24 protein-coding genes are annotated in these 26,550 nt (G+C 36.4%); 8 read left to right on the top strand and 16 right to left on the bottom strand.

The genetic code is table 11. The features are described 5' to 3' along the window. Nucleotides 1-22 precede the first annotated feature (22 nt). Nucleotides 23-787 carry an alpha/beta hydrolase gene (locus PKC21_09875; protein HMR25647.1) on the bottom strand — a complete coding sequence of 255 codons (765 nt, stop codon included), beginning with the start codon at nt 785-787 and terminating at the stop codon, nt 23-25. A 34-nt stretch (nt 788-821) separates the two neighbouring features. Between PKC21_09875 and grpE the strand changes: the two genes are divergently transcribed. The 5 genes from grpE to PKC21_09850 all read left to right on the top strand — a co-directional run bounded on the left by grpE (nt 822) and on the right by PKC21_09850 (nt 6,823). Further along, the gene (grpE, locus tag PKC21_09870; protein ID HMR25646.1) at nt 822-1,409 is read left to right on the top strand and encodes a nucleotide exchange factor GrpE; all 588 of its coding nucleotides are present in this window, start codon (nt 822-824) and stop codon (nt 1,407-1,409) included. Nucleotides 1,410-1,454: 45 nt separating this feature from the next. Beyond that, nucleotides 1,455-3,260 (top strand): molecular chaperone DnaK, encoded by a 1,806-nt coding sequence (gene dnaK, locus PKC21_09865; GenBank protein HMR25645.1) that lies wholly within the window; start codon nt 1,455-1,457, stop codon nt 3,258-3,260. 38 nt (nt 3,261-3,298) lie between these two features. Further along, on the top strand, nt 3,299-5,296 hold the full coding sequence (locus PKC21_09860; GenBank protein ID HMR25644.1) for a penicillin-binding protein activator: 1,998 nt from the start codon (nt 3,299-3,301) through the stop codon (nt 5,294-5,296). A gap of 30 nt (nt 5,297-5,326) precedes the next feature. Continuing rightward, the gene (locus PKC21_09855; protein ID HMR25643.1) at nt 5,327-5,635 is read left to right on the top strand and encodes an FHA domain-containing protein; all 309 of its coding nucleotides are present in this window, start codon (nt 5,327-5,329) and stop codon (nt 5,633-5,635) included. A gap of 369 nt (nt 5,636-6,004) precedes the next feature. Next, on the top strand, nt 6,005-6,823 hold the full coding sequence (locus tag PKC21_09850) for a hypothetical protein (protein HMR25642.1): 819 nt from the start codon (nt 6,005-6,007) through the stop codon (nt 6,821-6,823). A 324-nt stretch (nt 6,824-7,147) separates the two neighbouring features. Here the strand turns inward: PKC21_09850 and ccsA are convergent, their stop codons facing one another. The 8 genes from ccsA to PKC21_09810 are packed head-to-tail and all read right to left on the bottom strand — an operon-like array spanning nt 7,148 to nt 14,102. Continuing rightward, complete coding sequence (gene ccsA, locus PKC21_09845; protein ID HMR25641.1) at nt 7,148-7,801, bottom strand: cytochrome c biogenesis protein CcsA; 654 nt, start codon at nt 7,799-7,801, stop codon at nt 7,148-7,150. After that, nucleotides 7,798-8,394 carry a hypothetical protein gene (locus PKC21_09840; protein HMR25640.1) on the bottom strand — a complete coding sequence of 199 codons (597 nt, stop codon included), beginning with the start codon at nt 8,392-8,394 and terminating at the stop codon, nt 7,798-7,800. The genes ccsA and PKC21_09840 overlap by 4 nt, the downstream gene beginning before the upstream one ends. 36 nt (nt 8,395-8,430) lie before the next feature. Beyond that, on the bottom strand, nt 8,431-9,039 hold the full coding sequence (locus tag PKC21_09835) for an ATP-binding cassette domain-containing protein (protein HMR25639.1): 609 nt from the start codon (nt 9,037-9,039) through the stop codon (nt 8,431-8,433). Further along, the gene (locus tag PKC21_09830; GenBank protein ID HMR25638.1) at nt 9,029-10,168 is read right to left on the bottom strand and encodes a hypothetical protein; all 1,140 of its coding nucleotides are present in this window, start codon (nt 10,166-10,168) and stop codon (nt 9,029-9,031) included. The genes PKC21_09835 and PKC21_09830 overlap by 11 nt, the downstream gene beginning before the upstream one ends. Further along, nucleotides 10,158-10,499 carry a hypothetical protein gene (locus PKC21_09825; GenBank protein HMR25637.1) on the bottom strand — a complete coding sequence of 114 codons (342 nt, stop codon included), beginning with the start codon at nt 10,497-10,499 and terminating at the stop codon, nt 10,158-10,160. Before PKC21_09825 ends, PKC21_09830 begins: the two co-directional genes overlap by 11 nt. 12 nt (nt 10,500-10,511) lie before the next feature. Further along, nucleotides 10,512-12,512 (bottom strand): heme lyase CcmF/NrfE family subunit, encoded by a 2,001-nt coding sequence (locus tag PKC21_09820; GenBank protein HMR25636.1) that lies wholly within the window; start codon nt 12,510-12,512, stop codon nt 10,512-10,514. Beyond that, the gene (locus PKC21_09815) at nt 12,505-12,951 is read right to left on the bottom strand and encodes a cytochrome c maturation protein CcmE (protein ID HMR25635.1); all 447 of its coding nucleotides are present in this window, start codon (nt 12,949-12,951) and stop codon (nt 12,505-12,507) included. The genes PKC21_09820 and PKC21_09815 overlap by 8 nt, the downstream gene beginning before the upstream one ends. Next, on the bottom strand, nt 12,948-14,102 hold the full coding sequence (locus PKC21_09810) for a cysteine desulfurase family protein (GenBank protein ID HMR25634.1): 1,155 nt from the start codon (nt 14,100-14,102) through the stop codon (nt 12,948-12,950). Before PKC21_09810 ends, PKC21_09815 begins: the two co-directional genes overlap by 4 nt. Before the next feature lie 324 nt (nt 14,103-14,426). Here PKC21_09810 and PKC21_09805 point away from each other — a divergent pair, with 324 nt between their 5' ends. Then, nucleotides 14,427-15,593, top strand: coding sequence for a diguanylate cyclase (locus PKC21_09805; protein HMR25633.1), 1,167 nt, complete (start codon nt 14,427-14,429; stop codon nt 15,591-15,593). Nucleotides 15,594-15,784: 191 nt separating this feature from the next. Then, complete coding sequence (locus tag PKC21_09800; protein HMR25632.1) at nt 15,785-16,252, top strand: hypothetical protein; 468 nt, start codon at nt 15,785-15,787, stop codon at nt 16,250-16,252. A gap of 228 nt (nt 16,253-16,480) precedes the next feature. Here the strand turns inward: PKC21_09800 and PKC21_09795 are convergent, their stop codons facing one another. From PKC21_09795 to PKC21_09765, 7 genes are read right to left on the bottom strand one after another with little or no spacing between them, the layout of a single operon-like run. Further along, on the bottom strand, nt 16,481-17,221 hold the full coding sequence (locus PKC21_09795) for a lysophospholipid acyltransferase family protein (GenBank protein HMR25631.1): 741 nt from the start codon (nt 17,219-17,221) through the stop codon (nt 16,481-16,483). Then, the gene (gene uvrA / locus PKC21_09790) at nt 17,221-20,100 is read right to left on the bottom strand and encodes an excinuclease ABC subunit UvrA (protein HMR25630.1); all 2,880 of its coding nucleotides are present in this window, start codon (nt 20,098-20,100) and stop codon (nt 17,221-17,223) included. Before uvrA ends, PKC21_09795 begins: the two co-directional genes overlap by 1 nt. After that, nucleotides 20,094-21,518 (bottom strand): phosphoglucomutase/phosphomannomutase family protein, encoded by a 1,425-nt coding sequence (locus PKC21_09785; protein ID HMR25629.1) that lies wholly within the window; start codon nt 21,516-21,518, stop codon nt 20,094-20,096. Before PKC21_09785 ends, uvrA begins: the two co-directional genes overlap by 7 nt. A gap of 33 nt (nt 21,519-21,551) precedes the next feature. Next, nucleotides 21,552-22,523 carry a 4-hydroxythreonine-4-phosphate dehydrogenase PdxA gene (locus PKC21_09780; GenBank protein ID HMR25628.1) on the bottom strand — a complete coding sequence of 324 codons (972 nt, stop codon included), beginning with the start codon at nt 22,521-22,523 and terminating at the stop codon, nt 21,552-21,554. Between the two features lie 9 nt (nt 22,524-22,532). Then, the gene (locus tag PKC21_09775) at nt 22,533-23,561 is read right to left on the bottom strand and encodes a SurA N-terminal domain-containing protein (GenBank protein ID HMR25627.1); all 1,029 of its coding nucleotides are present in this window, start codon (nt 23,559-23,561) and stop codon (nt 22,533-22,535) included. Further along, nucleotides 23,539-24,447, bottom strand: a complete 909-nt coding sequence (locus tag PKC21_09770) for a peptidyl-prolyl cis-trans isomerase (protein HMR25626.1) — start codon at nt 24,445-24,447, stop codon at nt 23,539-23,541. Before PKC21_09770 ends, PKC21_09775 begins: the two co-directional genes overlap by 23 nt. After that, the gene (locus tag PKC21_09765) at nt 24,447-25,241 is read right to left on the bottom strand and encodes a peptidylprolyl isomerase (GenBank protein ID HMR25625.1); all 795 of its coding nucleotides are present in this window, start codon (nt 25,239-25,241) and stop codon (nt 24,447-24,449) included. Before PKC21_09765 ends, PKC21_09770 begins: the two co-directional genes overlap by 1 nt. A 243-nt stretch (nt 25,242-25,484) precedes the next feature. Between PKC21_09765 and PKC21_09760 the strand changes: the two genes are divergently transcribed. Beyond that, nucleotides 25,485-26,339 carry a prepilin-type N-terminal cleavage/methylation domain-containing protein gene (locus PKC21_09760; protein HMR25624.1) on the top strand — a complete coding sequence of 285 codons (855 nt, stop codon included), beginning with the start codon at nt 25,485-25,487 and terminating at the stop codon, nt 26,337-26,339. The last annotated feature ends 211 nt before the right edge of the window (nt 26,340-26,550 follow it).

Below are 26,550 nucleotides of genomic sequence, written 5' to 3'. Positions count from 1 at the left end.
AATTTTTAACTTACCTTATTTTTTATGGCTCTTGAACTTTCTCAATACACTGCTCAATATAAGCATTGATTTGTTGGGCATGGCTTAAGTTAATTAAATGCCGGGCTTTGGGAAGAAAAAGATCCTCTGGACCAAGCTCTTTATCCAAATAAACAACCGTATCTCTTCCTCCATGTGCTCTAAATACAGGACATGGATATTCACCTTGAAAGCCTGTTTTAATCCACGCCGCTGCCGCTTGCGCCTGCCATTTATAAAAATCTATTTCTATTTGCCGCGACATGTGCTGCAATAAATGCTTGTGTTCTTGGGATAAACCCTCAAACCATGCAACCCAATGCGGGGAACAATAGCGGATCATTTTTAAAATAGGGTTTGGTAAAGCTTGGCCTATTTTTTCACCCCATTGATGCAAGTGCTGTTTGGGCATAGGATTTTGCAAACTTCCTAATAAAATCAAAGCTTTAGCATCAAGGTATTGTGCCATTTCTTGGGCCAGCATGCCGCCTAAGGACATCCCTAGCAAAACATACGGCTGTCTCAAATTGCTTTTGATCTGCTTGGCCCAACGCAAACTGTAAGCTTCCAAGCTTTCTTGGCTTTTGGGCTTTAAAAAATCCGGGATGTACAAACGCTGTGCAAAATAAGCTTGCTGGGGTTTAAATACCAGTGCGTTAGCGCCTAAACCGGGGATACATACAATATTCATCACTTGTTTTCTCATTAAAATAGGGTTGAATATAGCAAAACACATCAAGTCTTGGTATATTCCTAAGCTTAATATCATTTTTTTATGACATATAAATGTAGAGTAAAAAACCATGGGAAAACACAAAAAAGAACAAACTGTTGAACACGACGTTGAAGAGCTAAAAAACGCTGAAGAAAACACACAAAACATTGAAGACGACGAACAAGACCAATCTTTTGTGGATTGGTATGATCGTTATGTTAGATTGAGTGCTGATTTTGAAAATTTTCGTAAGCGGGTACAAAAAGAAAAATCAGACCTTATCAAGTACGGTCATGAAAGTTTGATGATAGATTTATTGCCAGTTATCGATAACTTTCAACGTGCTGTAGAGCATGCCAAACAAGCCAAAGACATTGAAGCTATTCAAACCGGTATTCAAATGATTTTTAATCAGTTGATTAATAATTTAGAAAAACATGGTGTCAGCTCAAAAAGTGCAAAAGGCAAGGAGTTTGACCCCAATCAGCATGAAGCCATCAGCCATGTTGAATCTGATGATGTTGATAGCAATCATATCATTGAAGAAATGCAAAAAGCCTATTTTTTACATGATAAACTCTTGCGGCCAGCTCTGGTTTCTGTTTCTAAAGGACCTGCAACACAAAGTGACCCTTCTACAAAAGAAAGTTCAGACCCTACTCAAGAGGACGATTAGACTTGATGACAGTAACACACCCTAATTTTATTGGATACCCCCACAATGAGTAATAAAAAAGTATTGGGCATAGACTTGGGAACTGTAAACTCTTGTGTAAGTGTTTTTGAATCTGGTGAATGTAAAGTTATTGTCAATGAAGAAGGCTCTAGAACTACACCTTCTGTGGTCTCTTTTAAAACCATTGAAAATTATGATGTAGGTCATCCAGCAAAAAGACAAATTGTCAGCAACCCTAAAAAAACATTTTATGCCGTTAAACGCTTATTGGGTAAAAAATTTAATAGTGAGGCAGTAACAACAACTCAAAAAACCGTTGGCTACACCATATCTCAATCCAAGAATGGTGATGCCCGTTTAGAATTGGATGGTGAGTTGATCAGTCCACAAGAAATTTCTGCCAAAGTTTTAGAAAAAATGCGTGATATTGCCAAAAGTTACTTTGACGAGGATATCAATGAAGCTGTTATTACTGTACCCGCTCACTTTGATGATTTCCAACGCTTAGCCACAAAAAATGCTGCTAAAATTGCAGGCCTTAATGTTCTACGTATTATCAACGAACCTACCGCTGCTGCCTTAGCCTATGGCTTGGATAAAAAAGTCTCTGGTAATTTTGTTGTTTTTGACTTAGGGGGTGGAACCTACGATGTCAGTGTTTTAGAAATTAACAATTCTGTTTTTCAGGTCAAATCAACCAGTGGAGATAATTTTCTTGGTGGTGAAGACTTTGATCATAAAATTGTTGCTTGGATTTTAAAGCAATTTAAACAAAAAACGGGCATAGATTTAAGCTCTGACCTTTCTGCCATGCAAAGAATTAAAGAAGCTGCAGAAAATGCCAAACATGAACTTTCTTCGGAAACACAAAGCAATATCAACTTACCTTTCATCACTTCAAAAGATGGTGACGCTCAGCATATTCAGCTTGATCTTACTAGAGCTGAGTTTGAAGACATGGTTAAAGATTTAATTAAAAAACTTGAAGGTCCTGTTTTTGACGCCTTAAAAGATGCTAAACTTTCGGTCAAGGATATTGATGATGTCATTTTGGTTGGTGGAATGACTCGCATGCCTAAAGTCATTGAAAAAGTACAAAACATGTTTAACAAAGACCCTTATCGAAAAATCAATCCAGATGAAGCCGTTTCCGTAGGAGCTGCAACACAAGGAGCTATCATTAAAGGCATGTTTGATGAGGTGGTACTGCTGGATGTAACTCCATTATCTTTAGGTATTCAAACAGAAGGTGGCCTTTTTACGGCGCTTATTGAACGCAATTCAACCATACCTACCCAAGCCTCTGAAATTTTTTCTACAACTCAGGATAATCAAGAATTTGTTGATGTTCATATTTTACAAGGTGAGCGTGAATTTGCTAAAGACAACTTATCTCTTGCCCATCTTCGGTTAAGTGGTATCCCTCCTGCCCCAAGAGGAGTTCCTCAAATTGAAATTACTTTTAATATTGATACTAATGGCTTACTGAGTGTATCAGCCAAAGACTTAGGCACGGGTGAGATGCAAAAAATGGAAATCAAACCCACCAGTGGTTTGACAGAAGTAGAAATTAATAAAATTATAGAAAAATCACATAATATGGCTCAACGGGACAACGAACTGAAACAGCTTGTTCATGAAAAAAACAAGCTACAAAGTTTATTGTATTCGATTGAACGTTCAGTTAAAAAACTTTTTTCTCAATTGACCTCTGAGCAGCAAGAAAATTTTCAAAATATTGTACAAAAAGCCCATGAAGAACTTAAAGGCAATGATATAGATAACATTAAAAGATGCATTGTTGAGTTGACGGAAGTGTCTCACACGATATCCAGCACCTTATATCAATGATGCTTTTTTATTAATCTTAATTAATTAGGAGACCCCACATGATGAAAAAAAACATTCTTTACCTCACACTAATCTTGATTCTTTCATCATGTGCAACAAGTAAAATGGTGGTCTACAATGGCGTAAAAATGCCTGCCAATGAAGCCGCCAGGCTGCATTACGCCGAAGCAGAAAAACTTTATCAGTATAAAAATTATGCTGCTGCTGATGAAAAATTTAAAAATCTAATCAATGAATTTAAATACAGTGACTACGCGGATAATGCCTTATGGAGAAGAGCGCAAATCGCTGAGTTACTGAAACAATATGATAGCGCTTATGTTCATTTACAAGCTTTACTTCAAAACCACCCTGATAGTGACTTAAAATATAAGGCTCTTTACAAAACCGGTGAATATGCTCTTAAAAATAATGATGAATTGCTAGCATTGAATTATTTTTCAAAAATCCCTTTGAGTCAAGTTGCTTTATCTCGGCGTTCGTTTTTAAATAACAATGTTGAAGCCTTGGCCAATAAAAATAAGGACTTTGCAAGCCTTGCATCTTGGCATATTTTAAATTTTTATGATGTCAATAGCAGTCCCAGTTATAGAATTAATATACAAAAAAAAATCGTTGATAGTATTAGCCAAATTAACACTATTGCAGAGCTGAATACTGTTGTTTATCCTGACAATCAAAACTTTCCAAAAGGTTATTTGGCGTTTCAAAAAGCAAAAATTTATTTAGATCAAGAAAACAATGAACAAAAAAGTAAACGTGCTTTTTTTGATTTCATTGCTCAATACCCTAATCATAGCTATATCCCAAAAGCTTACAGTTATTTAAAAAGCATGGGAGAAGATAGTACCGCCCGCCACTCAGATGAAACCATTCATATTGGTTTAATGGTTCCCTTAACTGGACCCAAAGCTCATATTGGCCAACAAATCAGTAAAGGTGTCATTTTAGCGCAAGATATTTTTCAAGCGCGTTATCCCAATGCACCAAAAATAAAATTATTAATTCAAGATACCAAAGGTGAAGAGCAGCAAAGTGTTATTGCTTTTGAAAAGTTGATGCAAAATGAAGTAAGACCTACACTGGTTATTGGTCCTTGTTATGAAAACACAACTCAAGCAATTGAACCTTTACTTGATGACTATAGAGTGCCCGTTTTCTCATTGAGCTCTTCAGAGAGCATCAATTTAAATAACGCTTGGTTACTCAGAAACAGTTTAACCAAATCAGAACAAGCTTTAGGTCTTGCATATTTGGCTAAACATGTTTTGCAAATTAAACGTGTCGCTGTTCTTTACCCAGATAACAGTTATGGTCAAGAGTTCCTTCAATTATCAAAGGCCGCATTTAAAGACTACAATATTGATTTGGTCAAACACGAATCCTATCAAACTGATCAATCAGACTTAACCACTGCAGTTCGTAAGTTGGTGGGAATCTTACCGCATGAAGATAGAAAATCAGAAATTTGCCCTGATTACGTTGCTCAAGAGAGAACTAAAAGATGGTTACTTAAACCTTCAACCAAACGTTGTTATGCAAAAGACAATTTACCCCCTATCATCAACTTTGAAGCCATCTTTATTCCCGACGGTGCGCAAAGAGCCAAGAGAATTTTCCCAACCTTACGTTATTATAATGTTTCTGGAGTAACGCTATTGGGAACCAATCTTTGGGATACAGATGATTTTATTGATCACAACATTAAAAATGCAGCTCAAGGCAGCATTATACTTAGCGCATTTTATAAAAATAAACGTGCCCCACATGTACAGTCTTTTGTGCAAAATTTTTACAACAAATTTAAGAGTGAACCCGGTATTTTATCCGCGCAAGCCTACGATACTGCTTCCATTGCTCTATCCACTATTTTCAACAACCCACCACGCTCAAGTGCAGACTTAAATAGAAGCTTACGCCAAATAAAAAACTTTGCTGGCGTCACCGGTGAAATTTATATCAACAACAACGGCGAAACCCGAAGAAAATTAACCCCTTTGTTAATTGACGGCGATAAATTTAAAGAGTTGTATTAAATCGCTAAGGGTTTATGATAAGATCTGTTTGTGCAGACCCAAAAATCTAGTTTACACATCCGTTTTATTTCAGGCCCTTTGCATGGAAAGTTATTAGAGGTCAATCAATTTCCTTGTGCCATTGGCCGCGAACTGGATAATGATATTGTGTTAGCAGATGATAGGGTATCTAGATACCACGCTTCCATAAAATTAATCCATGACGCCTATTATTTATATGACAACAAAAGTCACAATGGAACCCTGCATAAAGGTCATAGCATTGAAAAATTATGTCTTGAACAGGGTATGGAGTTTCAAATTGGTTTCTCAGTACTAAAAATTGAAACCCTTATTTAAAACAAAAGTTCATTGATCACTTTAAAACTGCTCTGGCCACTACCGTATACCTTGTTTTTCCATGCAAAACTTGCGTATCGCAACAATAGTTAACACTTTTTTGTAAACAGAAGTTATTATCATCACTTAGTGCTGTTTTTAGGCATATACAGTGTTTTTTACTGCAATAGGTGTAATCTTGCTCACTTTAATGATATTTTAATTCAATAAATTCAACAACTTACATATAATATTTTGGCATTGATATTGCTAATATATCATGTAGTGAGTAAACTGTTTCTAAAATCCTGCCTTATTTTACGCTTTAAATGCTTTTGCATTTGTTTAAGCGGTATTGCACTTGCACAAAGCAATGCTGTTTACCAAAAAATGAAGGCTGCCAATAAAAATGCCACTTTGCAAAAAAAACATATCCAAATTCAAGCAGATCACATGGGCATTAGAGTGCAAAATCATAAGTATTTTCAGTTAAGCGCCAGAAACCAATTGATTGTTAGAAAAGACCGCTTTTTAAACAAGCTTTATCATAACCAACAAGACCTTGGCAGTCATGAAAGCTCTTTGGCTTTTGAGTTTGTTAACCAAAGTTTTACAGGCACTAAACTTTCTTCACATTTTATCAATTATAAAAAAAGGCAAGCCTTTAATTCTTTTAACTTCCGAGACACACGCAATGATCAACAACACATCAGTTCTTTCACCATTGCCCAAGAATTAACCCAGGATTTGGGAAATCATCTTAAGTTTAATATTTTAGCCGGTGCCGCGCATTGCAACGATAGCCTCAGTGGCAGATCGTTTATTACACCCGCTGCTAACATTGGAATAAGCTATGATTCAGATGAATTTAAGTCTTCTATCAATTATAGTTATGGCCCTGATAGCATCAATGTACTATCACCATTTGAAGGGGCTCAAATCAACAAAAGTATTGCTTTGAATACAAGGGTAAAGTTAAACAAACGCTTAGACTTAAACCTTGATTGCCAACACATTCAATCCAGACAAATTTTAGACAGCCAACAACGTGATAAAAGTATTGTCTTAGCCAAAGCGAGTTTGAGTTATAAGATAAAATCAAAGTTAAGAGCTAATGTTCATTATCGTCTAGTTGATCAAGGTCTTAATAGCCTTGATAGCTACCAAGGTACAAAAACTTCTTTCTCATTATCTTACGCAGCGTTCTAATTTTTTGTTGATGGGGGATCCTTTAGCAACTGTAAGACACAAGGTCTAACAGCTGCTTATGCAAAGCCCCCCCTTCTTAACCAAAAAGCGTTGTTTTTGGTCAATTTAAAGCTATACTTGTCAAGAGCAAGGCTTTAGCCTTGCGATGGTCTAGTATAACTTATGCCGCTTTTAGCGGCCAACCTAACCAGGTCGACATCAATATAAAATCTCGTCTCCTTTAATTATTAGATAAATTCTTTTTTTTCTTACATAAAAACATACTGTATCCCAAAAGAATAACTGTAAATACAGTATAGGCAAGGTATGCATAGATATCTGAGGTCATGATTGCTCCAATTGTTGTTGCTTTAATTGTGCTTCTAGTTTAAACAACTTAAACCGCTCCCACCACATCATTAAAAAAACAAAAATTAAACTGCACATCATCAAAAGCAAAGCTTGTTGCATGGAAGTAGGAAGACCATTCTTTTCACTGATAACACTTGGGTGTATGCCTCGCCATAATTTTACTGAGTAATGAATCAAGGGAACATCTAAAAAAGCAATGATCGCAATAACTGCTGCAATACGTGTTTCCTGTTTTTGACCTTTTAAGTACTGCCTTAAAACCAAATAAGCCGTATACATTAAAAACAAAAGAAAAGTTGTTGTTAAGCGGGGTTCCCATGTCCAAAATGTACCCCAAATAGGCTTGGCCCATAAAGGGCCCGTACATAAAACAATGCAACAAAAAATATAGCCAACTTCAACACCAGCATAAGCCATGTGATCCCATACTCTTTTTTTATCCCACAGGTGCATGATAGATGTTACAAATGCAATAAAAAACCCAAAATACATGGTTATGGCACTGGACACGTGAATGTAAAATATTTTTTGTACAAAACCTTGGCTCTGTTCTTCTGGTGTAAACACTAAAACATACACTAAACTCAATACTAACATTAAAGCAGATAAAATTTTTAACTTCATCATTCCTCCAAACTTATTTCTGATGTCATATAACCTATTGAAAGTGCAATCAAAATCATTCCAAAGCAGGTAAACAACTCTTGATTGATACTGGTTGATGTTGATTTAATAACAACACTAAATAAAAATAAACTTACCGGGGCACTACACGGAAAAAATAGCAATGGGAGGGCCATTGTCTTATTGGGAAGCTGAGCTAATAAACCGGTTAAAATTTGACTCATAACACTTAACAATACAATCCCCATCACATAAACCCAATATGTTTGAGTAGAAAAACATATCCCTTGCAAAGCCAGTAAAGAAAAAAGCAGCACAATTGGAACCATTAAGAGTAAAAGATGAATGATAATTTTTACGATAAAAATTTGATGCCTGTGAGATGTAAACAGGATCAACCCTTTTTCAAATGCGTTTTTTCTATAACGATCGCTAATAGACAAGCCCACAAAAACCATTAAATAAAGAATGATAAACCACAACATGGCATGTAAACTTTGATTAGATTGAGCAAGCTGATCAAAACCCATTTGCAATATAAAATAAGAGCATAAAACAACAATACTATGGCTGAGTATATTAACTTTATATCTCAATTCACATTGCACATATATTTTAAACAAAGCCCACATCTATTGATTTAAATCCCAAACTTGATCAAAAAAACTCTCTGGCAATCCATTGATATGGGTACACAACAACATACTTTTTTTATGTTTATTGCCTTCAATCCATTGAATTAATTGTTTTTGCGCAGTTTGATCTAAACCATCAAATGGTTCATCTAAAAAAACAACTTCCGGATCAAATAATAGAGCCCTACACAGTGCCGCTTTTTGCAATTCACCTTTTGATAAAGTATTTAAAGGCTGTTGCAGTTTATGGTTGAGTAAAAAATTGTCTAACAAACTTTGTACATATGCATCTTGATAAAATTTTTCATAATACAACTTAAAGTTTTCTTCTAAGGTCATATCAAGACATAAAAATTGAACTCCTAAACATAAACCTAATTTTTTCTGAAAAGTTTTTTTATCGATCTCTACACCCTTGGAAAAATAATTAATTTCTCCTGCATCCAAACTTTTTATTCCTGCAAGGGCTTTAATTAAAGTAGTTTTTCCAGTACCATTGTTTCCTTGCAGCAAGACAGATTGCATATTTTCTAAACAAAAGTTTTTTTGTTTAATCACATACGCATTGTTAAAAACTATTGAAATATGTTTTGCTTCAACTTTCATGATTTTGTTTTTCAAAATAAACAAGATACTGCATTAATATATTTTTTTGTTTATCATAAAGTGGTTGATTGATTTTATTCTCTTTAAACTTTTTATCCAGCTCTAACAAAGACTGATAAAGTCTTTCTTTTTTTTCTTGAGGTGTTATTTTTGTTTTTTTATCATAAACCATGAGTCCTAAAAACATTAACAGCGCAAATATTGAACCATAAACAATAATTTTTAAGGTAAACATTGCTGTTGTTGGCAAGCCTTTAAACTCAAAATTTAATGGTGTATTTGCCGGTATCGGCCCCCCTTTATACAATTGCTGAGTTTTTCCAAACATTTGCATGTTATTTTGTTTTTGCAAAGGATCTGCCGTAAACTTAACGCCTTGATGATCTATAAAAACATTTATATTTTTTCTTGCAATGGCCATGGTATTGACATGAGTTTTATTTCTACTTTTAATTGGAACCAGGTAAGAAAACTTTAATGAGCGAGCATTATCTTCACCGGGAAACAAGTCTTCTTTAAAACTTAAGCTTTCTGCTTCTTCATTAACATCAAAAGTCGCTGTATAAATACCGTTGATAAAACGTAAATCATATGCGCCTGAGATGAGTTGATAAACAATACCGCCAGAGGCTTGTTTTGCATCGTAATGATAGGTTTTTTGACCATTGTTGATTAAGCGCACTTGCTGCACAACCTTCATGACATCATTATCACCAATACTAAAAAAAATGGTTTCACTGCTTTGGATTGCACTTAAATCTTGTGTACTTTCATAAACAAGTATGGGGTTGAGTTGTAGGGTTTTTTGATTTTCATTAAATCTTATAGTCTCCCCAACATAAGGAACGCCTTGAAAAATTGTATAGTACAAATAGCTAAATTCTGGTGTGTCCTCTAAATTATAAAAAGAAAATTGACCTTGTTCATCACACTTTATTTCTGCACCAGCAATTTCTTGATTATTTTTATAAATACTTAAACGAACCACTTGCTGACTTAGATCAATATTATTTTTTTCAACTGAGTCATGTAAGTTAATTGATCCATGTATGCTTCCGGCATAAAGCGCACTGTTACTCAGCACAATAAGCATCATAAGTGTTAAGAACTGCATAGATTTACGCATCATATTTAACCTTTGCTTGTTGAATATTCTGCTCTACTTTTTTTAAATGTTTTTGCCATTCATCTTCAGCATGCTCAAGCTCTTGCATTATACTGACTGCCTGTGCTTCATATTTGTCTCTTAAATTTTTATAGTCTGTTTTAGATAACTTGCCAGTTTCATAGTCAAAATCTAATTCTTTGATAATCAGAACTACATTGGCTTTTTTGTACTTTAATTGCTTACGTTCATCCACAACATAATCTAGATAAATTAAATCTAAACCATCTTGTTGAAACAAGGGATAAAGCAATAAGGTTAAAATGCTGGCAACCAAAACGATAAAAATTAGCATCTTGTTTTCTCCTTAAACATAGACTGCTCCTTCTTTTGAACTAGGCAACATCACAATGATTCCACCCAAGACCAAAAATAAACCTCCAAACCAAATAAAATTAATGAGTGGGGTTATAATAATTTTTAAATAAATGCTTTGTTCTTGGGGACTAAAGGTAATCATGGCCGCATAAACATCTTCTTTGATAGATCTTATCACTGAAACTTCTGTCCCTTGTTGACCTTCTTGATTTGGGCTTGGTGTATAAAAAACCAAACTTGGTTTAAGCTCACCAAAAAAGTCTTTGTTTTTCCAAACATTTATTTTTGCAATAACTTTTTCTCTATGTTGGTTGTTATCTGGATACAAGGTTTCAAACTTTAAGGTGTAATTTTTAATTTTTGCAACTTGATTGATTTTTAATTTAAATTCTTTTTCGTGTCTATAGGCTGATCCTGTAAACCCTATAAACAACAAGACAATACCTAGATGAACAATATACCCACCATAACGACGTTTATTTGAAATAATTAACTTGCTCAGTGCGGTTAAAGTATTTTCTTTAAAAAACTTTTGCCTCAATACAATACCATGCTTGTATTCAAAAAAGATGCTGGCTAAAACAAACGCACACAGTGAAAAAGAAATATTGATATAAATATTATTGAGCAATGAGCTGGTCTTGGGTGCTAAAAATAGTAAAACAATAGAGCTCCCCAACAAAAAACTTATGGGCCACACAAAATGTTTTTTCAATTGTTCTTTGCTGGTTTTTCTCCAGGCTACCAAAGGACCAACACCCGTCAAAAATAATAAAATCAAACCTATGGGTACCATAATGCTATTAAAATAAGGTGCTCCAACTGTTATTTTGGTTCCTCTTACCCACTCTGACAAAACAGGAAATAAGGTTCCCCATAAAATAGCAAAGGCTGCCCCAATTAAAACCAAATTATTGAATAAAAAGGCGGATTCTCTTGAAACAATGGCATCAAGTTCATGTTGAGACTGTAAATCTTTTAAACGATAGAACAATAAGCCAACAGACACGCCAACAGTGACTATCAGTATGACTAAAAAATAGGTTCCAATGTTGGATTGCGCAAAAGAGTGTACAGAAGATACAATACCTGAGCGGGTTAAAAATGTGCCCAATAAGGTCATGACAAAGGATAAAATAACCAAGGCCATGTTCCAGGTTTTAAGCATACCCCGTTTTTCTTGAATAATGGCTGAGTGTAAAAACGCTGAGGCCGTTAACCACGGAATAAAAGCTGCATTTTCAACGGGGTCCCATGCCCAATAACCTCCCCAGCCTAAAACTTCATAAGCCCAAGAAGAACCCAAAAGGTTACCCAAAGATAAAAAGAACCAAGCCACCAAAGTCCAAATTCTCACTTGCACAATCCAGCGATTGTCCAATTGCCCGGTAATCAAGGCTGCCATAGCAAAAGCAAAAGGAACGGTCATACCCACATACCCCAAATACAATGATGGTGGGTGAATAATCATGTAGTAGTTTTGAAGCAGGGGATTGAGCCCCAGGCCATAGTCAATACTGAAAGGCACAACACTGAATGGGTTGGCATCAAAGCTAATCAATACTAAAAAGAATCCAGCGATGGCTAAGAGTACCGCGGCCACCATAGGCAAAAAGTTGTAATTTTTTTTCCGGTTTTGCCACATGACAATACTGGAATAGATACAAAGAATCAGCAGCCAGAATAACAAAGAACCATTTTGTCCGCCCCATAAAGCCGTTAACTTGTAGATGGTAGGCATGGTATCATTGGCATGTTGGTGAACATACTCAACATGATAGCGGCCTGTTAATAAGCATTGCCACAAGCTTATGGTTGCTGTTAAAACAGCTAGGCTCATTGCCCATACGCTATTACGGACAATTCTTACATAAACTGTTCTTTTTTTAAGCTGGGCATAGATAGCACAAAGAAAGCCAAACACGCAGACCATCAAGGCCAAGTACAAACTGTACTGACCTATTTTTTCTGGTGTAAAATAACTACTCATCCAACAATCCTTTTTCTATTGTGCTGACCGTCTGCATTTGCAATGGTGCTTCTAATTTTTCTTCATAGCGTGATGCACATTTTGCTAAAACTTCTGTGGCTATAAAACGCTCACCTTGGTAGCTTCCAGTTAACACAACATCTGACTCATCTTTAAATGTATCTGGCATAGCTCCTTGATAAAAAACATTTACAGTTTTGTCAGTTTCCATGACTTTAAAAAGCCAAGTAAGGTCCTGGGTATTTTTTTCTATGCTACCTGGGACAACCCTTCCAGCCAGTTTAATACTTTGTTCCTGATACTTGTTGGTATCCATTAAAAATTCATCTACCGTGACATAATATTTGGTTGCTTGTGGCAATGTGGTTGTGACCACAATAGCAATACCAATTAACAATAAGGATAAGGCGATGATAAATTGTGTACTTTTTAATTTCATGACTTTATGCTTCTTGCCCTTTCTACCAGTTTTGGGAATATTTTGCATACTTGTTGTATTTCTTGTTCAGTATTATTCCATCCCAATGAAAATCGTAGGGCACTGCTTGCTTCTTTTTTGCTGTAGCCCATATTGAGCAAGACGTGCGATGGTTCAACTGAACCAGATGTGCAAGCTGAACCGGTTGATAAGTCTATACCTTCTAGGTCTGCTGCCACCAATAAGGCTTGAGCATCAATATCTTGAAAAACAATGCAGGATGTATTGCCTAGGCGTTCTTGTCCTTGACCAACAATTTCAATATTGGGAATACTGCTTAAAAAAGCTGTTTCAAGTTGATCACGCAAATCAAGACAACGGGCTTTTTCCTGTGCTTCAACCCTACTCAATTCTTGGCAAGCCGCGGCCATAGCCACTATACCCAGTAAATTTTCAGTCCCTCCGCGTCTACCTTTTTCTTGCGCAGATCCCTCCCACAATGGCTTAAATGGCACACCATCTTTTTTAATCAAAACGCCACTGCCTGCCAATGCACCAAGCTTATGTCCAGATAATGTAAAATAATCCGAAAAAGCCAAAGCTTCATCAATATTGACCTTGACAATGGCTTGAACAGCGTCAATATGTAAATATGGCTTATTTTTGCCCTCGTTTAACAAACTATTCACACACTGTTTTATGGGTAAAATAATTCCTGTTTCATTGTTGGCCAAGTGCAATGAACAAAAATCAATGTTTTGGTTTTTTATAGCCAATTGAAATGCATGAATAAAATCATCTTGTTTGCAACAATGGACCAAAGTCAATTGAGCCTTGTTTTGCTGAGCTCTAGCTTGTGCCCCTAAAATGCACGGATGCTCTGTATCACTACTAACTATATTTATATCTGGCTTTAAAAACGCATTCCAAGCCATATGATTGGCCTCTGTTGCACCAGAGGTAAAAATAATTGAACTGGCGGGCACTGCTAAGTATTGTGCAATGGTATCTCTAGCTTGATCCATACAAGCCCTTGCCTGCCGTCCCAAACCGTGAATGCTGCTTGGATTTCCCGCATTTAACTCAAGAAAGTCTAAAACCGCCTGTTTGACACTGGGTCTAATCAGACTGCTGGCATTGTGATCCAAATATATACGTTTGACTTGCTGCACAGCTCTACCTTTAAAAAATAACTCTAATTACACCTATGACATGAGACATTGATGCCATTTTTGACCCTATTTCTGCTTTGGTCATACTTTCCCAACCTTGTTTTACATTCTTTTTTTCAAGGTTTGTTGAACATCCGTTTTTATGGGTCCATACATACCATCAAAGTATTTTTTGGTCTAATCCTGCTCAGAACTAAAGCCACTGACTTTTGTTCTAACAATAGCAAAATATTTAAGACAAGAAGCCGTTTGCACTATAAATATTTCAAAAATAGCTCAGTATTTTTCAACATTTGGTAAACTTTGCTATGAGTAAGCTACTGTATGGTAACTTACATTGAAAGCTCTCTTCCCGCCGAAGATCGCAAAGACATAGAACGCTCATTTTATGAATTGATTGAGAAATACAGTCATGATTTTTCTTTATTGGAAAAACCTCTTAACACTTTGGTTGAGCAACACGGTGGCTTTGTTCATCAACACTTTTTTAACCATTTTTTCTCTTTAAATTTAACCATGCTCAATGCTGGTAAACTGTGGGATGAGTGCTTGGCCTTTTATAAAGCACATGATCATTTGGATTATCGCGCTGCCTTTTTACAATATTTGTTAGAAAAAAAGCATGTCTTTCAACCGATTGTTCTTGAGCAAGAAAAACGCAGCCATTTGCTGGCTTCAACCTACACCGATGCCCTGACCGGCATTTACAACCATCGTTATTTTAATAGCTTTTTAATGAAAGAGTTGTCACGCAGCAAACGCTCAAGTTTACCACTATCTCTTCTGATGCTAGACATTGATTATTTCAAAAAAATCAATGATATCCATGGCCATTTGAGCGGAGACTATATTCTCAAAGAAATTGGTAGAGTTATTTCTATATCGGTTAGAGGTACGGATATGCCTTGCCGTTATGGCGGAGAAGAGTTTGCCATTGTTTTACCGGATACCGACACCCGTGGCGCTTTGGTTTTGGCCAAACGTATACAAAAACGTGTTGCTCAATTAAACTTTCAGGGCATTCCTCATACCATTACCTTAAGTGGAGGAATTTCTACTTTTCCTAGACATGCTAGCGAGATCAAAGAATTGATTCATGCGGCTGACAAAGCTTTGTATAAAGCCAAAAACAATGGCCGTAATCAAATCCATATCTTTGAACGCGTGGGTGATCAACGCAAACAACCTAGAAAAAACTTTCAAACCACCGGGCATTACACTCTTAATGAAAAAAATAATGATAAAAACCCTTTTATCACCAAAAACATTTCTCAATCAGGGCTCTTGATCCAAACCATTTCAGCCATAACTTTAGGGGATCAAGTGCACATTGTGATGCATTTACCCAACAAAGGCTATTTAAGCTGTGTTGCCCGTGCGGTTCACATTCATCATGCCTATAAAGTTGATATTTTTGAAATTGGTTTAGAAATTGTTCATATGGACGGCAAAGACAAAACCATTCTTTCTAATCTTTTACGAGATGCTTAAGGTATTGACGGCCTTGTCATTATAACACAATCATTTTTTGCTGATAGGCAAGCTAAAAAGGCATTTATAAAACGATAAATATTTCTCATGGCAAGATGCCGCTTTTTCCTTTTATTTTCATGTGGACTGCTATAAAGCGTTTATTAATTAAATTAATTTTTAACAATAAATCATAAATAAGGGAAATAGATATGAAACACATTATTTTAACCAGTATTTTACTATTCAGCACAGCTGTATTTGCGCAAAGAGACCTTGATCATAGAAAGCCTTGGCAGCGCCTAGATGGTGGAGTTGAACAACAAAACCCAAATAACAACACAAATACTCAACCTATTGTAGGTCCACAAACTGATCCTGACCATTTGCACAGAAGAGGATACTTTGGGTATGAGAATTACACCTATCAAAACACTCAGAGCAATCGTCCTCAAATCTATACCTATTCAACAGGTCAAATTAAAATTTGTCTTTATGGTGGGAATTTCATGCGCATTAAAACACCAAAAACAGAACAAGTCTTTAACTTCACCCTATATAACAGTCAAACCGTCATTGTGAGCAATACCCAAATTAAGCTTACGGTTACAAATGATGGTTCATGGGAGCCTGTTGATGAAAAACAAGCTTACTTATTTGAAGAAATAGAATGTGAATAGTTGTAATGGGTTTTCAAAAAGATCATCAATGGTGAATCGTTTGAAAACCCATTATTTTTCAAGATCAATTCACACTGTTTATATTAAAGTCATTTAAAAAACAGTGCATCCCCGTAAGTAAGAAGATTATAGTTTTATGAAAAGTAAGCGTCTTATGGGCTTTAGCCCGATCAGCCTAGCGTTTATAAAATATAAGTTGTTCTAGCATTTTTTTAAACTATTATACCACTATAAAACTTTATCTTTACCCAAACATTCTACATACAAAGCATAACATTCATCCCGCAATTGCGTTACATCTTGTTTAGTTTTCCCCTTGCACGCTATGGGCTTGCCAATATTGACAATAACTTGTCCTGGATAGATTTTGTAACTCTTTTTAAGATTAACCTGTTGCATGCCTTGAAAAATAACCGGCACAAGATCCGCTTGTAAATCCACTGCCAAATGAAAAGCTCCTTTTTTAAATGGCATTAACTTACCGCTTGGACTGCGAGTACCTTCTGGAGCAATGGCAACATGAATTCCAAATTTAAAAATAGTTTCCGCCATTTTTAAAGACTCTCTGGCTGAGCGCGCACCTTGACCTGCTTGTATAGGAATTTGTTTTCCACGCCTTAAAAAAGGTCCATAGATGGGCCACTTAAAGTGACTGGCTTTTTCTACCCCCCGCATAGTACCTGGAATGGCATTGTACAGTACAAAATGATCCAAGATATTCACATGATTAAAAACCACAACATAGGCTTTGTTGGCTTCTAATTTTTCTAAGCCTTTCACTTGCACCTTGAGGCCAGCAATTTTAACCATACCCCAACACATGCAGGCTATCATCCATTCTAATTTTTCTATTTTAATAAAAAAGCTCAACAAAAAATAACAGCTGGCAATACTAAAAACAAATACTCCGCCAACAAGCCATTGTAAAAAAGACCTTAAACCAACCCATAATTCGTAAAAATTTTTCATCAGCCAGCTTTTTTGGTTTTTTTATCTGGTTCTAGGTATTTTTTAAGGTATTGCCCTGTATAAGACTCTTTGTTTTTGACCAAGTCTTCTGGCACTCCCATACCTACCAACTCGCCACCTTTAACACCGCCCTCAGGTCCTAAATCAATGACCCAATCAGCAATTTTAATCACATCTAAATGATGTTCAATCACAACAACCGTATTGCCTTGATCCACCAAGCGTTGCAAGACTTCATTAAGTCGCTCAACATCTGCAAAATGTAACCCCGTGGTAGGCTCATCTAAAATATAAATGGTTCTACCCGTTGAACGTTTACTTAATTCTTTGGATAACTTAACCCTTTGCGCTTCTCCACCAGAAAGGGTTATTGCTGACTGACCAAGTGTAATATAACCTAAACCAACAGCTATCAATGCCCCTAATTTACTGTGAATGCTAGGAATGTTTTCATAAAACTTAGCCGCCTCTTCAACCGTCATATTCAACACTTCAGATATGGTTTTGCCTTTGTACAAAACCTCTAGGGTTTCACGGTTGTAACGTTTGCCTCTGCACTGCTCACAGGTCACATACACATCAGGCAAAAAGTGCATTTCAATTTTAATGATGCCATCACCTTGACAGCCTTCACAACGTCCACCTTTGACATTAAATGAAAATCGTCCTGGTTTGTATCCACGCATCTTGGCTTCAGGCAGTTCAGCAAACAATTCTCTAATGGGAGTAAAAATACCCGTATAGGTTGCAGGGTTAGATCTTGGCGTTCTACCAATGGGCGTTTGATCGATATCAATTACCTTATCAATTTTTTCTAAACCCCCTATAGATCGTATATCACCAGCTCTGGTTTTTGAACCATGTAGATGCTGTTTCAATAAGGGGAACAAGGTGTCAATGATTAAAGATGATTTACCAGAACCAGAAACACCGGTGACACAAGTTAAGCAACTCAGAGGAATTTTGATGTTAACATCTTTAAGATTATTGGTTTTTGCACCTTTAAGTTCAATAAAATGTTTACCCACTTGACGACGTTTTTTAGGCAAGGGAATGGTTTTTTTACCCGACAAATACTGCCCGGTGATGGATTGTTCACTTGCGCAAATTTCCTGGGCTGTTCCGGCAGCCATCAACTGGCCGCCATGCACACCTGCTCCAGGACCAATGTCAATGACATAGTCCGCGCCAAACATGGTATCCTCATCATGCTCCACCACCAAAACGGTATTTCCTAAATCTCTTAAGTGCTTTAATGTTTCTAATAACCTATCATTATCCCGTTGATGCAAACCAATGGAAGGTTCATCTAAAACATACAGCACACCCATTAAGCTGGAACCAATTTGGGTTGCCAAACGAATCCTTTGCGCTTCACCCCCAGATAGGGTGCCAGCAATCCTATCCAAAGTTAAATAATCTAAACCAACATTAACCAAGAAAGCCAAACGTGAACGAATCTCTTGCAAAACTTTTTTAGCAATCACTTGTTGACGTTCACCCAATTCCAAAAGCTGAAAAAACACAAAACAATCTTGAATGTTTTTTTGTGTGACTTGGGCTATATTCAAGTCACCTACTTTAACATGCAAAGCTTCTTTGCGCAGACGTGCTCCTTCACAATCTGGGCATTGCACTACACTCATGTATTTTTTTTCAGTTTCTTCTCTAAAATCTTCAGAATCAGATTCTTTATAACGACGTAAAAGGTTAGGGATAACACCTTCAAATACTTTTTTAACGGTGTACGAACCGCTTTCCATACTGTATTCAAAGTTGATTTTTTCTTTACCGCTACCATGCAAAATAATGTCTTTCACTTTATCAGAAAGTTTTTTCCATGGGGTATGAATATCAAAACCATAATGTTCTGCTAAGGTTTCTAACGTTTGCGCATGAAACCCAGCATAACGCGTATTCCAAGATGCAACCGCTCCATCACGAACAGACAAATTTGGATTGGGAATCACCATATCCGGATCAATAAATTTTTTAGTGCCTAATCCATCGCAACTTGGACAGGCGCCAATGGGATTATTAAAAGAAAACAAGCGCGGCGCTAATTCTGGGAAAGATATACCACACTCTATGCAAGCGGCTTTTTCCGATAACAATTGTTCTTTAGCGTTCTCACCCAGAACTTCCAACTTCATCACCCCTTGACCATGCTCTAAGGCAGTTTCAACAGAGTCCGCTATTCTTGTTCTAGATTTTTCTTTGACAATCAAACGATCAACAAACACATCAATGGTATGCTTTTTATTTTTATCCAAGTCAATTGGACTGGCCAGTTCATGGACTTTGCCATCAATTTTAACTTTGGTAAATCCAGCTTTTAATAAAGACTTAAGTTCTTTTTGATATTCACCTTTTTTGCCTCTGGCAATGGATGCCAAAAGATGAATTTTACTGCCTTCTGGCAAAGCCATAATTTGATCAACAATTTGCGAAGCACTTTGTGAACTGATTTTTTCACCACAGCTGTAACAATATTGTTCACCAACCCTGGCAAATAACAATCTAAAATAATCGTAAATTTCTGTGGTTGTACCCACTGTTGAACGAGGATTTTTGGATGAACGGCGTTGATCAATTGATATAGCTGGCGATAAGCCTTCAATGGCATCCACATCTGGTTTTTCCATTTGATCTAAAAACTGCCGGGCATAAGCAGATAAAGACTCTACATAACGGCGTTGTCCTTCAGCATAAATGGTATCAAAGGCCAAAGATGATTTACCTGAGCCTGACAAACCAGTGATCACCACCAGCTTATCCCTAGGGATGGTAACATCAATATTTTTTAAGTTATGTTGCCTTGCTCCTCTGACCACAATATGTTTATGGTCTTCTTGTAACTTAGCGTTTTTTTTTAGCATGTTTCAACAAACTCCATGGCTGCATTGATCAATGCTTCACTGGCTTCAATGGTTTCCGCTTCTGCATAAATTCTAAACAAAGGTTCTGTGCCCGAGGGTCTAATCAACAACCAAGCACCATCTTGGGTGTAATATTTAAACCCGTCCACAGTTTGTGTGGATGCAACCATTTTATCTCCCCATTGTTTAACATCAGTCTCTTTTAATTTTTGCATCACTTTTTGCATCAGTGCTTGCGGCACTTTTAAATCTTTTCTAATAAATTCATAAGGCCTAAAACTTTGACAAATATGCCTGTAGATTTGACTTAAGGACTTACCGGTCACGGCCATGGCTTCAAGTAATAATAATGCAGTCATAAAACCGTCGCGTTCTGGAAGATGATCGTCTGTACCGATACCTCCGGACTCTTCACCGCCAATTTGCGCATGCCCCTCAACCATTTGCTCTGCAATGTATTTAAAACCAACTTTGGTTTCAATGCACTTTAAACCGTTGGCTTCTGCAATCACATCCACCATACGCGTGGTAGAAACACTGCGAGAAACATTCCATTGTTTTTTACGATTGTATATCATATGCCAATACACCGTGGACAATATTTTTTGAGTACTAAAATACTCGCCTTTTTCATCTACCGCACCTAAACGATCTGCATCACCATCATTGGCAAAGCCACAATTAAAATCACCCTTAGCAATTAATTGACGCAGCTCTAGTAAATTTTTTTCTGTGGGTTCAGGCGCTATTCCACCAAAACCAGGGTTATCTTCTGTATGCAGGCTATGCGTAGCAATACCCAAACGTTCAAGCAAAGGCGCAAAATGCTTTGAGGCTGAACCATACATGGTATCTATGGCCACTTTAAATTTAGCTTTTTTAATGGCTTCTACATCCACCAAACTCAAGAGTTTTTCTGTGTATTGGGCTAGTGGATCATAATGCTGAATTTTGCCTTGTTGTTCATATTGACTAAACATTCCAGCCTCAAATGGCTGTGCGTCAACTTTAGCAATCTCTTGTTCAAATTTTTCTGTGGTTTCTACTGAGGCTGAGCCACCAAAGGTTTCTTTAAATTTAAAGCCATTCCACGTGGGAGGGTTATGACTGGCTGTAATCACGATACTGCCAGCAACGCCTTTTTCATACTTAGCGCACCATGACAATAAAGGTGTAGGCATGGCTTCTTGGGTCATCAGAACTGTATAGCCCCTATGAGCAAAACAGGCTGCTGTCCATTGGGCAAATTGTTCAGATAAAAAGCGCTTGTCATAACCAACAATGATTCTATCCAACTCTGGCTTTTCTTGCTTTAATTGATTGGCCACACCCATAGCCACCCGGCCAAGGTTTTCAAAGGTAAATTCTTTAGCGATTTCTGCCCGCCAACCATCGGTTCCAAATTTAATTTGTGTCATAGCCCAAAGGACATATCATTTTTTTACTATTTATTAAATGTCTGATCTGCTTTTTTTACTGCCGGCTAAAATGTATTGTAAAGCCTTAAACATGCTTTGATGTTGTGCCATATTCTTCCCCACCAAATCATAGGCCACGCCATGCGCTGGAGAAACCCTTATAAACGGTAATCCTAAAGTTATATTGATGGCTTGATCTGTGCCTGAGTACTTGGCCGCCACAAGACCTTGATCATGATACATGGCCAAAATGGCTGTCCATCTTTGATTTTTTCTGGCTTGATAAAATAAAGCATCTGCTGAAAATGGGCCCTCTACCTCAAAGCCTTGCTTGTTCAATTTATCAATAGTCGGTTTAATGATGGTTTTTTCTTCACTGTTCTCACTGAGTTCTCCACAATGAGGGTTTAAGGCACAAACTGCTATCTTGATAGAGCTTTTTCCCAAATTTTTAAAATGGCTAACCATATCTTTAACAGCAACCATTATTTTTTCTTGGCTGATACTGCCACTGACCTCTTTGAGTAAAAGATGATTACTCAACAAAACAATATTTAATTCATCATTACTTAACATCATCCACGTTTGCTTAACTTTGGTCTTTTCTTGCAAGTACTCTGTATGCCCAACAAAATTTTCAATCACCTCTTGCATGATTTTTTTGTCTAATGGTGCAGTGACGATACCCTGCAATTCTTGTTGCATGGCTTGCTCTATTGCCGCATCCAAAGATGCTTTGGCGATGCTTGCCCTTTGTAATTTATTTTCTGGCCGCGTATATGCGTCAACAGCAAGCGGTTCCCACTGTATCTTATGATTGTTTATAAGTTTGTCGTAATCAGACAATAAGTTTTGTTCTTTAGCCAATGCAGCAAAACTTTTTTGATCCGAAAAAATCTTGATCGTATGTGAGTCCCTAGTCTGAAGGTCAAGTAAACTTTTGACAATAATTTCTGGACCTATACCCCAAATATCACCCAATGTTATGCCAATGGTTTTGCTCACGCTACTCAATTACAAATATTTTTGAATGTTGGCTTTTCTGCGCAAATCAATGACAAAACGCTCAAAAGCTTTGGCCAAAAGTTTATTTTCTTCTTGTTGTTTGTAGGCTTCTATCATTTCATCACTGATTTCAAGATCAACATAACGCTTGTCTTTTAAAAACAAAATATAATAGCCGTTTTCATCTTCTATAATATTACTTTTTTGACCAGCATTAAGGGCTTCTGCTGCTTCTAATATGTTTTGTTTTAAATCTGTTTTTTTAACCACACCTAAATAGCCCCCTTCAGTAGGCGCTGGGCCTTCTGTATGTTTTTTGGCTTGCTTTATAAAATCATCAAGACTTTTGATTTTATCATCAATTTTTTGCATGGCTTTATCACTGCTGTTTTGTTTTGACTTGAACAACATGTATAACTCAAAGGCATTGTCTTTTTTTTCACTGGCTTGTTGTTGCTTTTTTTCTTCTAATATTTTTTTTATATTCTCTTTACTCAAACCTTTTAATTTAGGACGAATCAACCATGCCATCAATCTTCCTTGAGCTTGTTGTTTGGCTAAATTTTTCTTGTATTCTTCAAAAGCTATTCCTTCTTGTTTCAAGGCAAATTTAAGTTCATCCACACTTTTCATGCCATTTTGTTGCATGACTGCCGTTACAGATGCATCAACATCTGACTCAGACGGCGTAAAACCTCTTGCCTTTATTTCCTGATCAACCAGCTTATCATTAATCAATTGATCAATAACTTTATCATTGATTTGCTCTGCTGAAAGTTCTTTTAAACTTGGCTCTTGCGCAAGCATTCCACGTCGGGTGGATTCTAAATCAGATAACAAAATAATTTCATTATTTACGCGGGCAACAACCTTATCAATTACTTTTGCAAAGCTTTTTTGAGCGTGCAAGCACAGGGCCATAAATCCAAGCAATAAAACTGTTTTTAATGGTTTAGTTTCTAACAAAGCCGCCAGCTCAAAACGAGATGTGTTTTTTTGTTTGCGGGCGGTTAATTTAAATTTTTTCAATAAGTGCATAATTTCTTTCAATTTTTGTTTGTGAAAAAAAGTTTTGTTTCCATTCTAATAACACTTTTTCCTTCTTTTCCTCTAATAAAAGTGCATTTATTTCATCCTTAACATGCTCAAAACTTGGTATATAGGCTGAACGAACTTTTATCAACTTAACAATATGGTAGCCATAATCTGATTTTAATATACTGCTGATACTGTCAATTTTTGCACTTTTTAAGTACCTGACAATCTCTTTGGGCAGCAAATCTATTTCATACCATTTGGCTGGAGTATATCTGACATCTAAAACATCCATGTTGACTTGCAAAGACTCAAACCCTTCCTCTCCTAATTTTTTATAGGCATTTACCGCTTCTTTTTCATATTTACTTTCCAGCATTTCCAGCATGTATTGCTTTTTTTGCTCAAAGTTTTTTTTATTGTTTTTATAAAACAATTTTTGTTGTGCTACTGATACTGGACCAACTTCTTTAGCAATGTCTTGCTGAACTTTAGCAATCAATAAAAAACGCTCTATTTTTTCATCAACTTGCTTGGCTGTCATCCCCTCTTCTTTTAAAGAAATATGTTTGTACTCTTTTTGAGCATCTATTTCCTGTTGACTAACTTTTAAACCTCTTTTTTTTGCTTCTAAAAGCAAGGCCGCTTCTTCTATCAACTCATGGATCAGCATTTTTTTTAATGACTTCTTTTCTTCTAAACCCAATACATCTAAATTCAATTGGTATTCATTGAGTTTTTGTTCAAAATCTTGGCGTGTAATAGAGTAACCATTGAGTTTGACCAGAATATTTTCTCGATCTGCTCGATCACAAGAAGCACTAATATTAATAACAAAACATATAGCAAGTATAAATAAACTATTTTTGTACAGCGTATAAAAAACCATTACTGCTTGGCCAATTTTGCTAGGTTATCTTGTAAAACTTTTATGGATGCTTTGCTCCGCAACTGCGCCAATTCACTTTCCAAATTTGTCCTGTTTTTTTGTTGTACAAGGTGCTGACGAATATCTTTTTCATAATGTTTTAGTCCACGTTTGTCCCCAGTTAAAACAATCAAGTGATAACCAAATTCGGTTTTAACAATATCTGACACGTCTCCTACCTTTGCTAAAGCAAAGCTAGTATCGGTAAAGGCTTTAACCATGGTTTTTCCATTAAAAAAACCTAAATCACCCCCGTTGTTTTTTGTTCCTGGATCTTCTGAGTATTGCTTGGCCAGTTTTGCAAAGTTCTCCACTTTGGGATTATTAAGATAACTGGAGCGGATTTTTTTGATCAAACTCTCAGCCTCTGCTTCTGTTCTTCCAGAACCCTCTCCTGTACGAATTAAAATATGACTGGCTTTGACTTGGTCAAAGATATCTTTATTTTGCTGATAAAACTCACTCACTTCTTTGTCTGTTACGCCGGCAAGTTTAGCATTATACCTTTCTTTAAGATAACCGCGGACCATGGCTTGTTTAACTTCATATGATCTTTCATAAATTTTACTTTTAACCGCTTCTTGATACAGAAGCTCTTCATCAATTAAGTCTCTGAGCAAATCTGTTCTGTTTTCCTGCTTTTCATAATTTTTAATTGGAATCTCGCTGACCTTACTTAAAGCCATTTGAAAATCTCTCACTGTTACATCCCTATCGTTGATATAGGCTAAAACCTCATCTCTTTGTGAACGCATGCCACAAGATGAACAGAGCAAAATACATAATAACAGGTGATAAATCTTAAATTGATAACTGTGGTTCAAAGCTAACATAATAGGGCATGATATACGTGAGGTCTTAATTTTTCAATATATCAAACATAAATTGTCTTCTTTTATCTATTTTTCTAAGTTAGTGTTATTTAATCATAATCAATACCACTCTTTGTTTTATTTAAAAAAATAATATGTTAAACTTTAATAAAAGGTTGTCTACCATTGTTAAATTATAAAAATAAGCCTAGATGTGTTGGCTTCACCTTACTAGAATTGCTCATCAGTATTGCTATTGGAGTACTTTTGGTGAGTGTCGCTGTGCCCGCTTATCAAAAATACATTGCCAAATCAAAGTTGGGTGAAGGTTATTTGGCTTTGCGTAAAGTTTATGATGCGCAAGTGGTTGCTGCCAGTTTACCCTTTTCAATAGAAGTATATATACCAACGCTTTTTGGTGCACCTCCAGTAGAAAACGTTACTTGTAAAAAAATACCCACTTTTCAGCCTTTATTATCTGTGTTTGTACATCCAGACTATAACCCCAGTGATCAATTTATTGGTCTTTATCCCGCACCTTTGCCTGGGAAAAAAGGAGCTATGGCTTATTTTACCTATGAATTTGGCCTAGAAGCCTATACCTATGACGCGGCGGCAAATACCTGTACAGCCTTCAATAACGCTATTCAATTTGCTGGAGATAAAAGAGTGATTGAGCGCATAACTGGCGGCGGTCAAACAACCGTCATTAGTTTCCGCTACAATATGACCATGGCATCAGAAACCGGAGCTGCCAGCTACTTTGGGATCAATGCCGGTACCAGCAGCTTTCTTGCCTCAGAATACGGCGTTGCCCAAAATGATACTTTGATGATCACAGCCCATGCTGATTTTGATGGAGATCACAACACAAATCAACAAAGCTTAGGTGTTTTAGAATCTTCTAAAGTTGTAGTGTCTAATAACGCATTGTATCCTTTTGGTTATGACAAATTAACCACTCTGGCCAGAGGCCTTTATTTAAATACTGAAGGTGAACCTACAGGTACTGCAATCATTGAAGCCAATGTTGGTGAATAGTCGTGTGTATCTCATTTTATCCGTTAGCGGTTAAAGTGCCATTTAAAAGGTTTAACTCTGATAAATTTTTTTAAACACAGCTAAATCTGTAAACTATGTATTGGTTTTTTCAATCTATTCCTGTAACTTAACTTGATATTGTTTTAAGCTGTTAAATATAGTCATTTAATAAAGTGTTAGTACATCAAAGATTATTTTTTATGATAAGCGA

It is taken from the genome of Oligoflexia bacterium (assembly GCA_035326705.1).
GTDB lineage: Bacteria > Bdellovibrionota_G > JALEGL01 > JALEGL01 > JALEGL01 > JALEGL01.
Note: the sequence above shows the minus strand (reverse complement) of the source record. Positions and strands in the feature narration are given on the sequence as shown.

Bases quoted from the DNA above. Each gene is read 5' to 3' on its own strand.
- PKC21_09875 (HMR25647.1), bottom strand. From the start codon at position 787: ATGATATTAAGCTTAGGAATATACCAAGACTTGATGTGTTTTGCTATA.
- grpE (HMR25646.1), top strand. From the start codon at position 822: ATGGGAAAACACAAAAAAGAACAAACTGTTGAACACGACGTTGAAGAG.
- dnaK (HMR25645.1), top strand. From the start codon at position 1,455: ATGAGTAATAAAAAAGTATTGGGCATAGACTTGGGAACTGTAAACTCT.
- PKC21_09860 (HMR25644.1), top strand. From the start codon at position 3,299: ATGATGAAAAAAAACATTCTTTACCTCACACTAATCTTGATTCTTTCA.
- PKC21_09850 (HMR25642.1), top strand. From the start codon at position 6,005: ATGAAGGCTGCCAATAAAAATGCCACTTTGCAAAAAAAACATATCCAA.
- ccsA (HMR25641.1), bottom strand. From the start codon at position 7,801: ATGATGAAGTTAAAAATTTTATCTGCTTTAATGTTAGTATTGAGTTTA.
- PKC21_09835 (HMR25639.1), bottom strand. From the start codon at position 9,039: ATGAAAGTTGAAGCAAAACATATTTCAATAGTTTTTAACAATGCGTAT.
- PKC21_09830 (HMR25638.1), bottom strand. From the start codon at position 10,168: ATGATGCGTAAATCTATGCAGTTCTTAACACTTATGATGCTTATTGTG.
- PKC21_09825 (HMR25637.1), bottom strand. From the start codon at position 10,499: ATGCTAATTTTTATCGTTTTGGTTGCCAGCATTTTAACCTTATTGCTT.
- PKC21_09820 (HMR25636.1), bottom strand. From the start codon at position 12,512: ATGAGTAGTTATTTTACACCAGAAAAAATAGGTCAGTACAGTTTGTAC.
- PKC21_09815 (HMR25635.1), bottom strand. From the start codon at position 12,951: ATGAAATTAAAAAGTACACAATTTATCATCGCCTTATCCTTATTGTTA.
- PKC21_09805 (HMR25633.1), top strand. From the start codon at position 14,427: ATGGTAACTTACATTGAAAGCTCTCTTCCCGCCGAAGATCGCAAAGAC.
- PKC21_09800 (HMR25632.1), top strand. From the start codon at position 15,785: ATGAAACACATTATTTTAACCAGTATTTTACTATTCAGCACAGCTGTA.
- PKC21_09795 (HMR25631.1), bottom strand. From the start codon at position 17,221: ATGAAAAATTTTTACGAATTATGGGTTGGTTTAAGGTCTTTTTTACAA.
- uvrA (HMR25630.1), bottom strand. From the start codon at position 20,100: ATGCTAAAAAAAAACGCTAAGTTACAAGAAGACCATAAACATATTGTG.
- PKC21_09785 (HMR25629.1), bottom strand. From the start codon at position 21,518: ATGACACAAATTAAATTTGGAACCGATGGTTGGCGGGCAGAAATCGCT.
- PKC21_09775 (HMR25627.1), bottom strand. From the start codon at position 23,561: ATGCACTTATTGAAAAAATTTAAATTAACCGCCCGCAAACAAAAAAAC.
- PKC21_09770 (HMR25626.1), bottom strand. From the start codon at position 24,447: ATGGTTTTTTATACGCTGTACAAAAATAGTTTATTTATACTTGCTATA.
- PKC21_09765 (HMR25625.1), bottom strand. From the start codon at position 25,241: ATGCGTTCACAAAGAGATGAGGTTTTAGCCTATATCAACGATAGGGAT.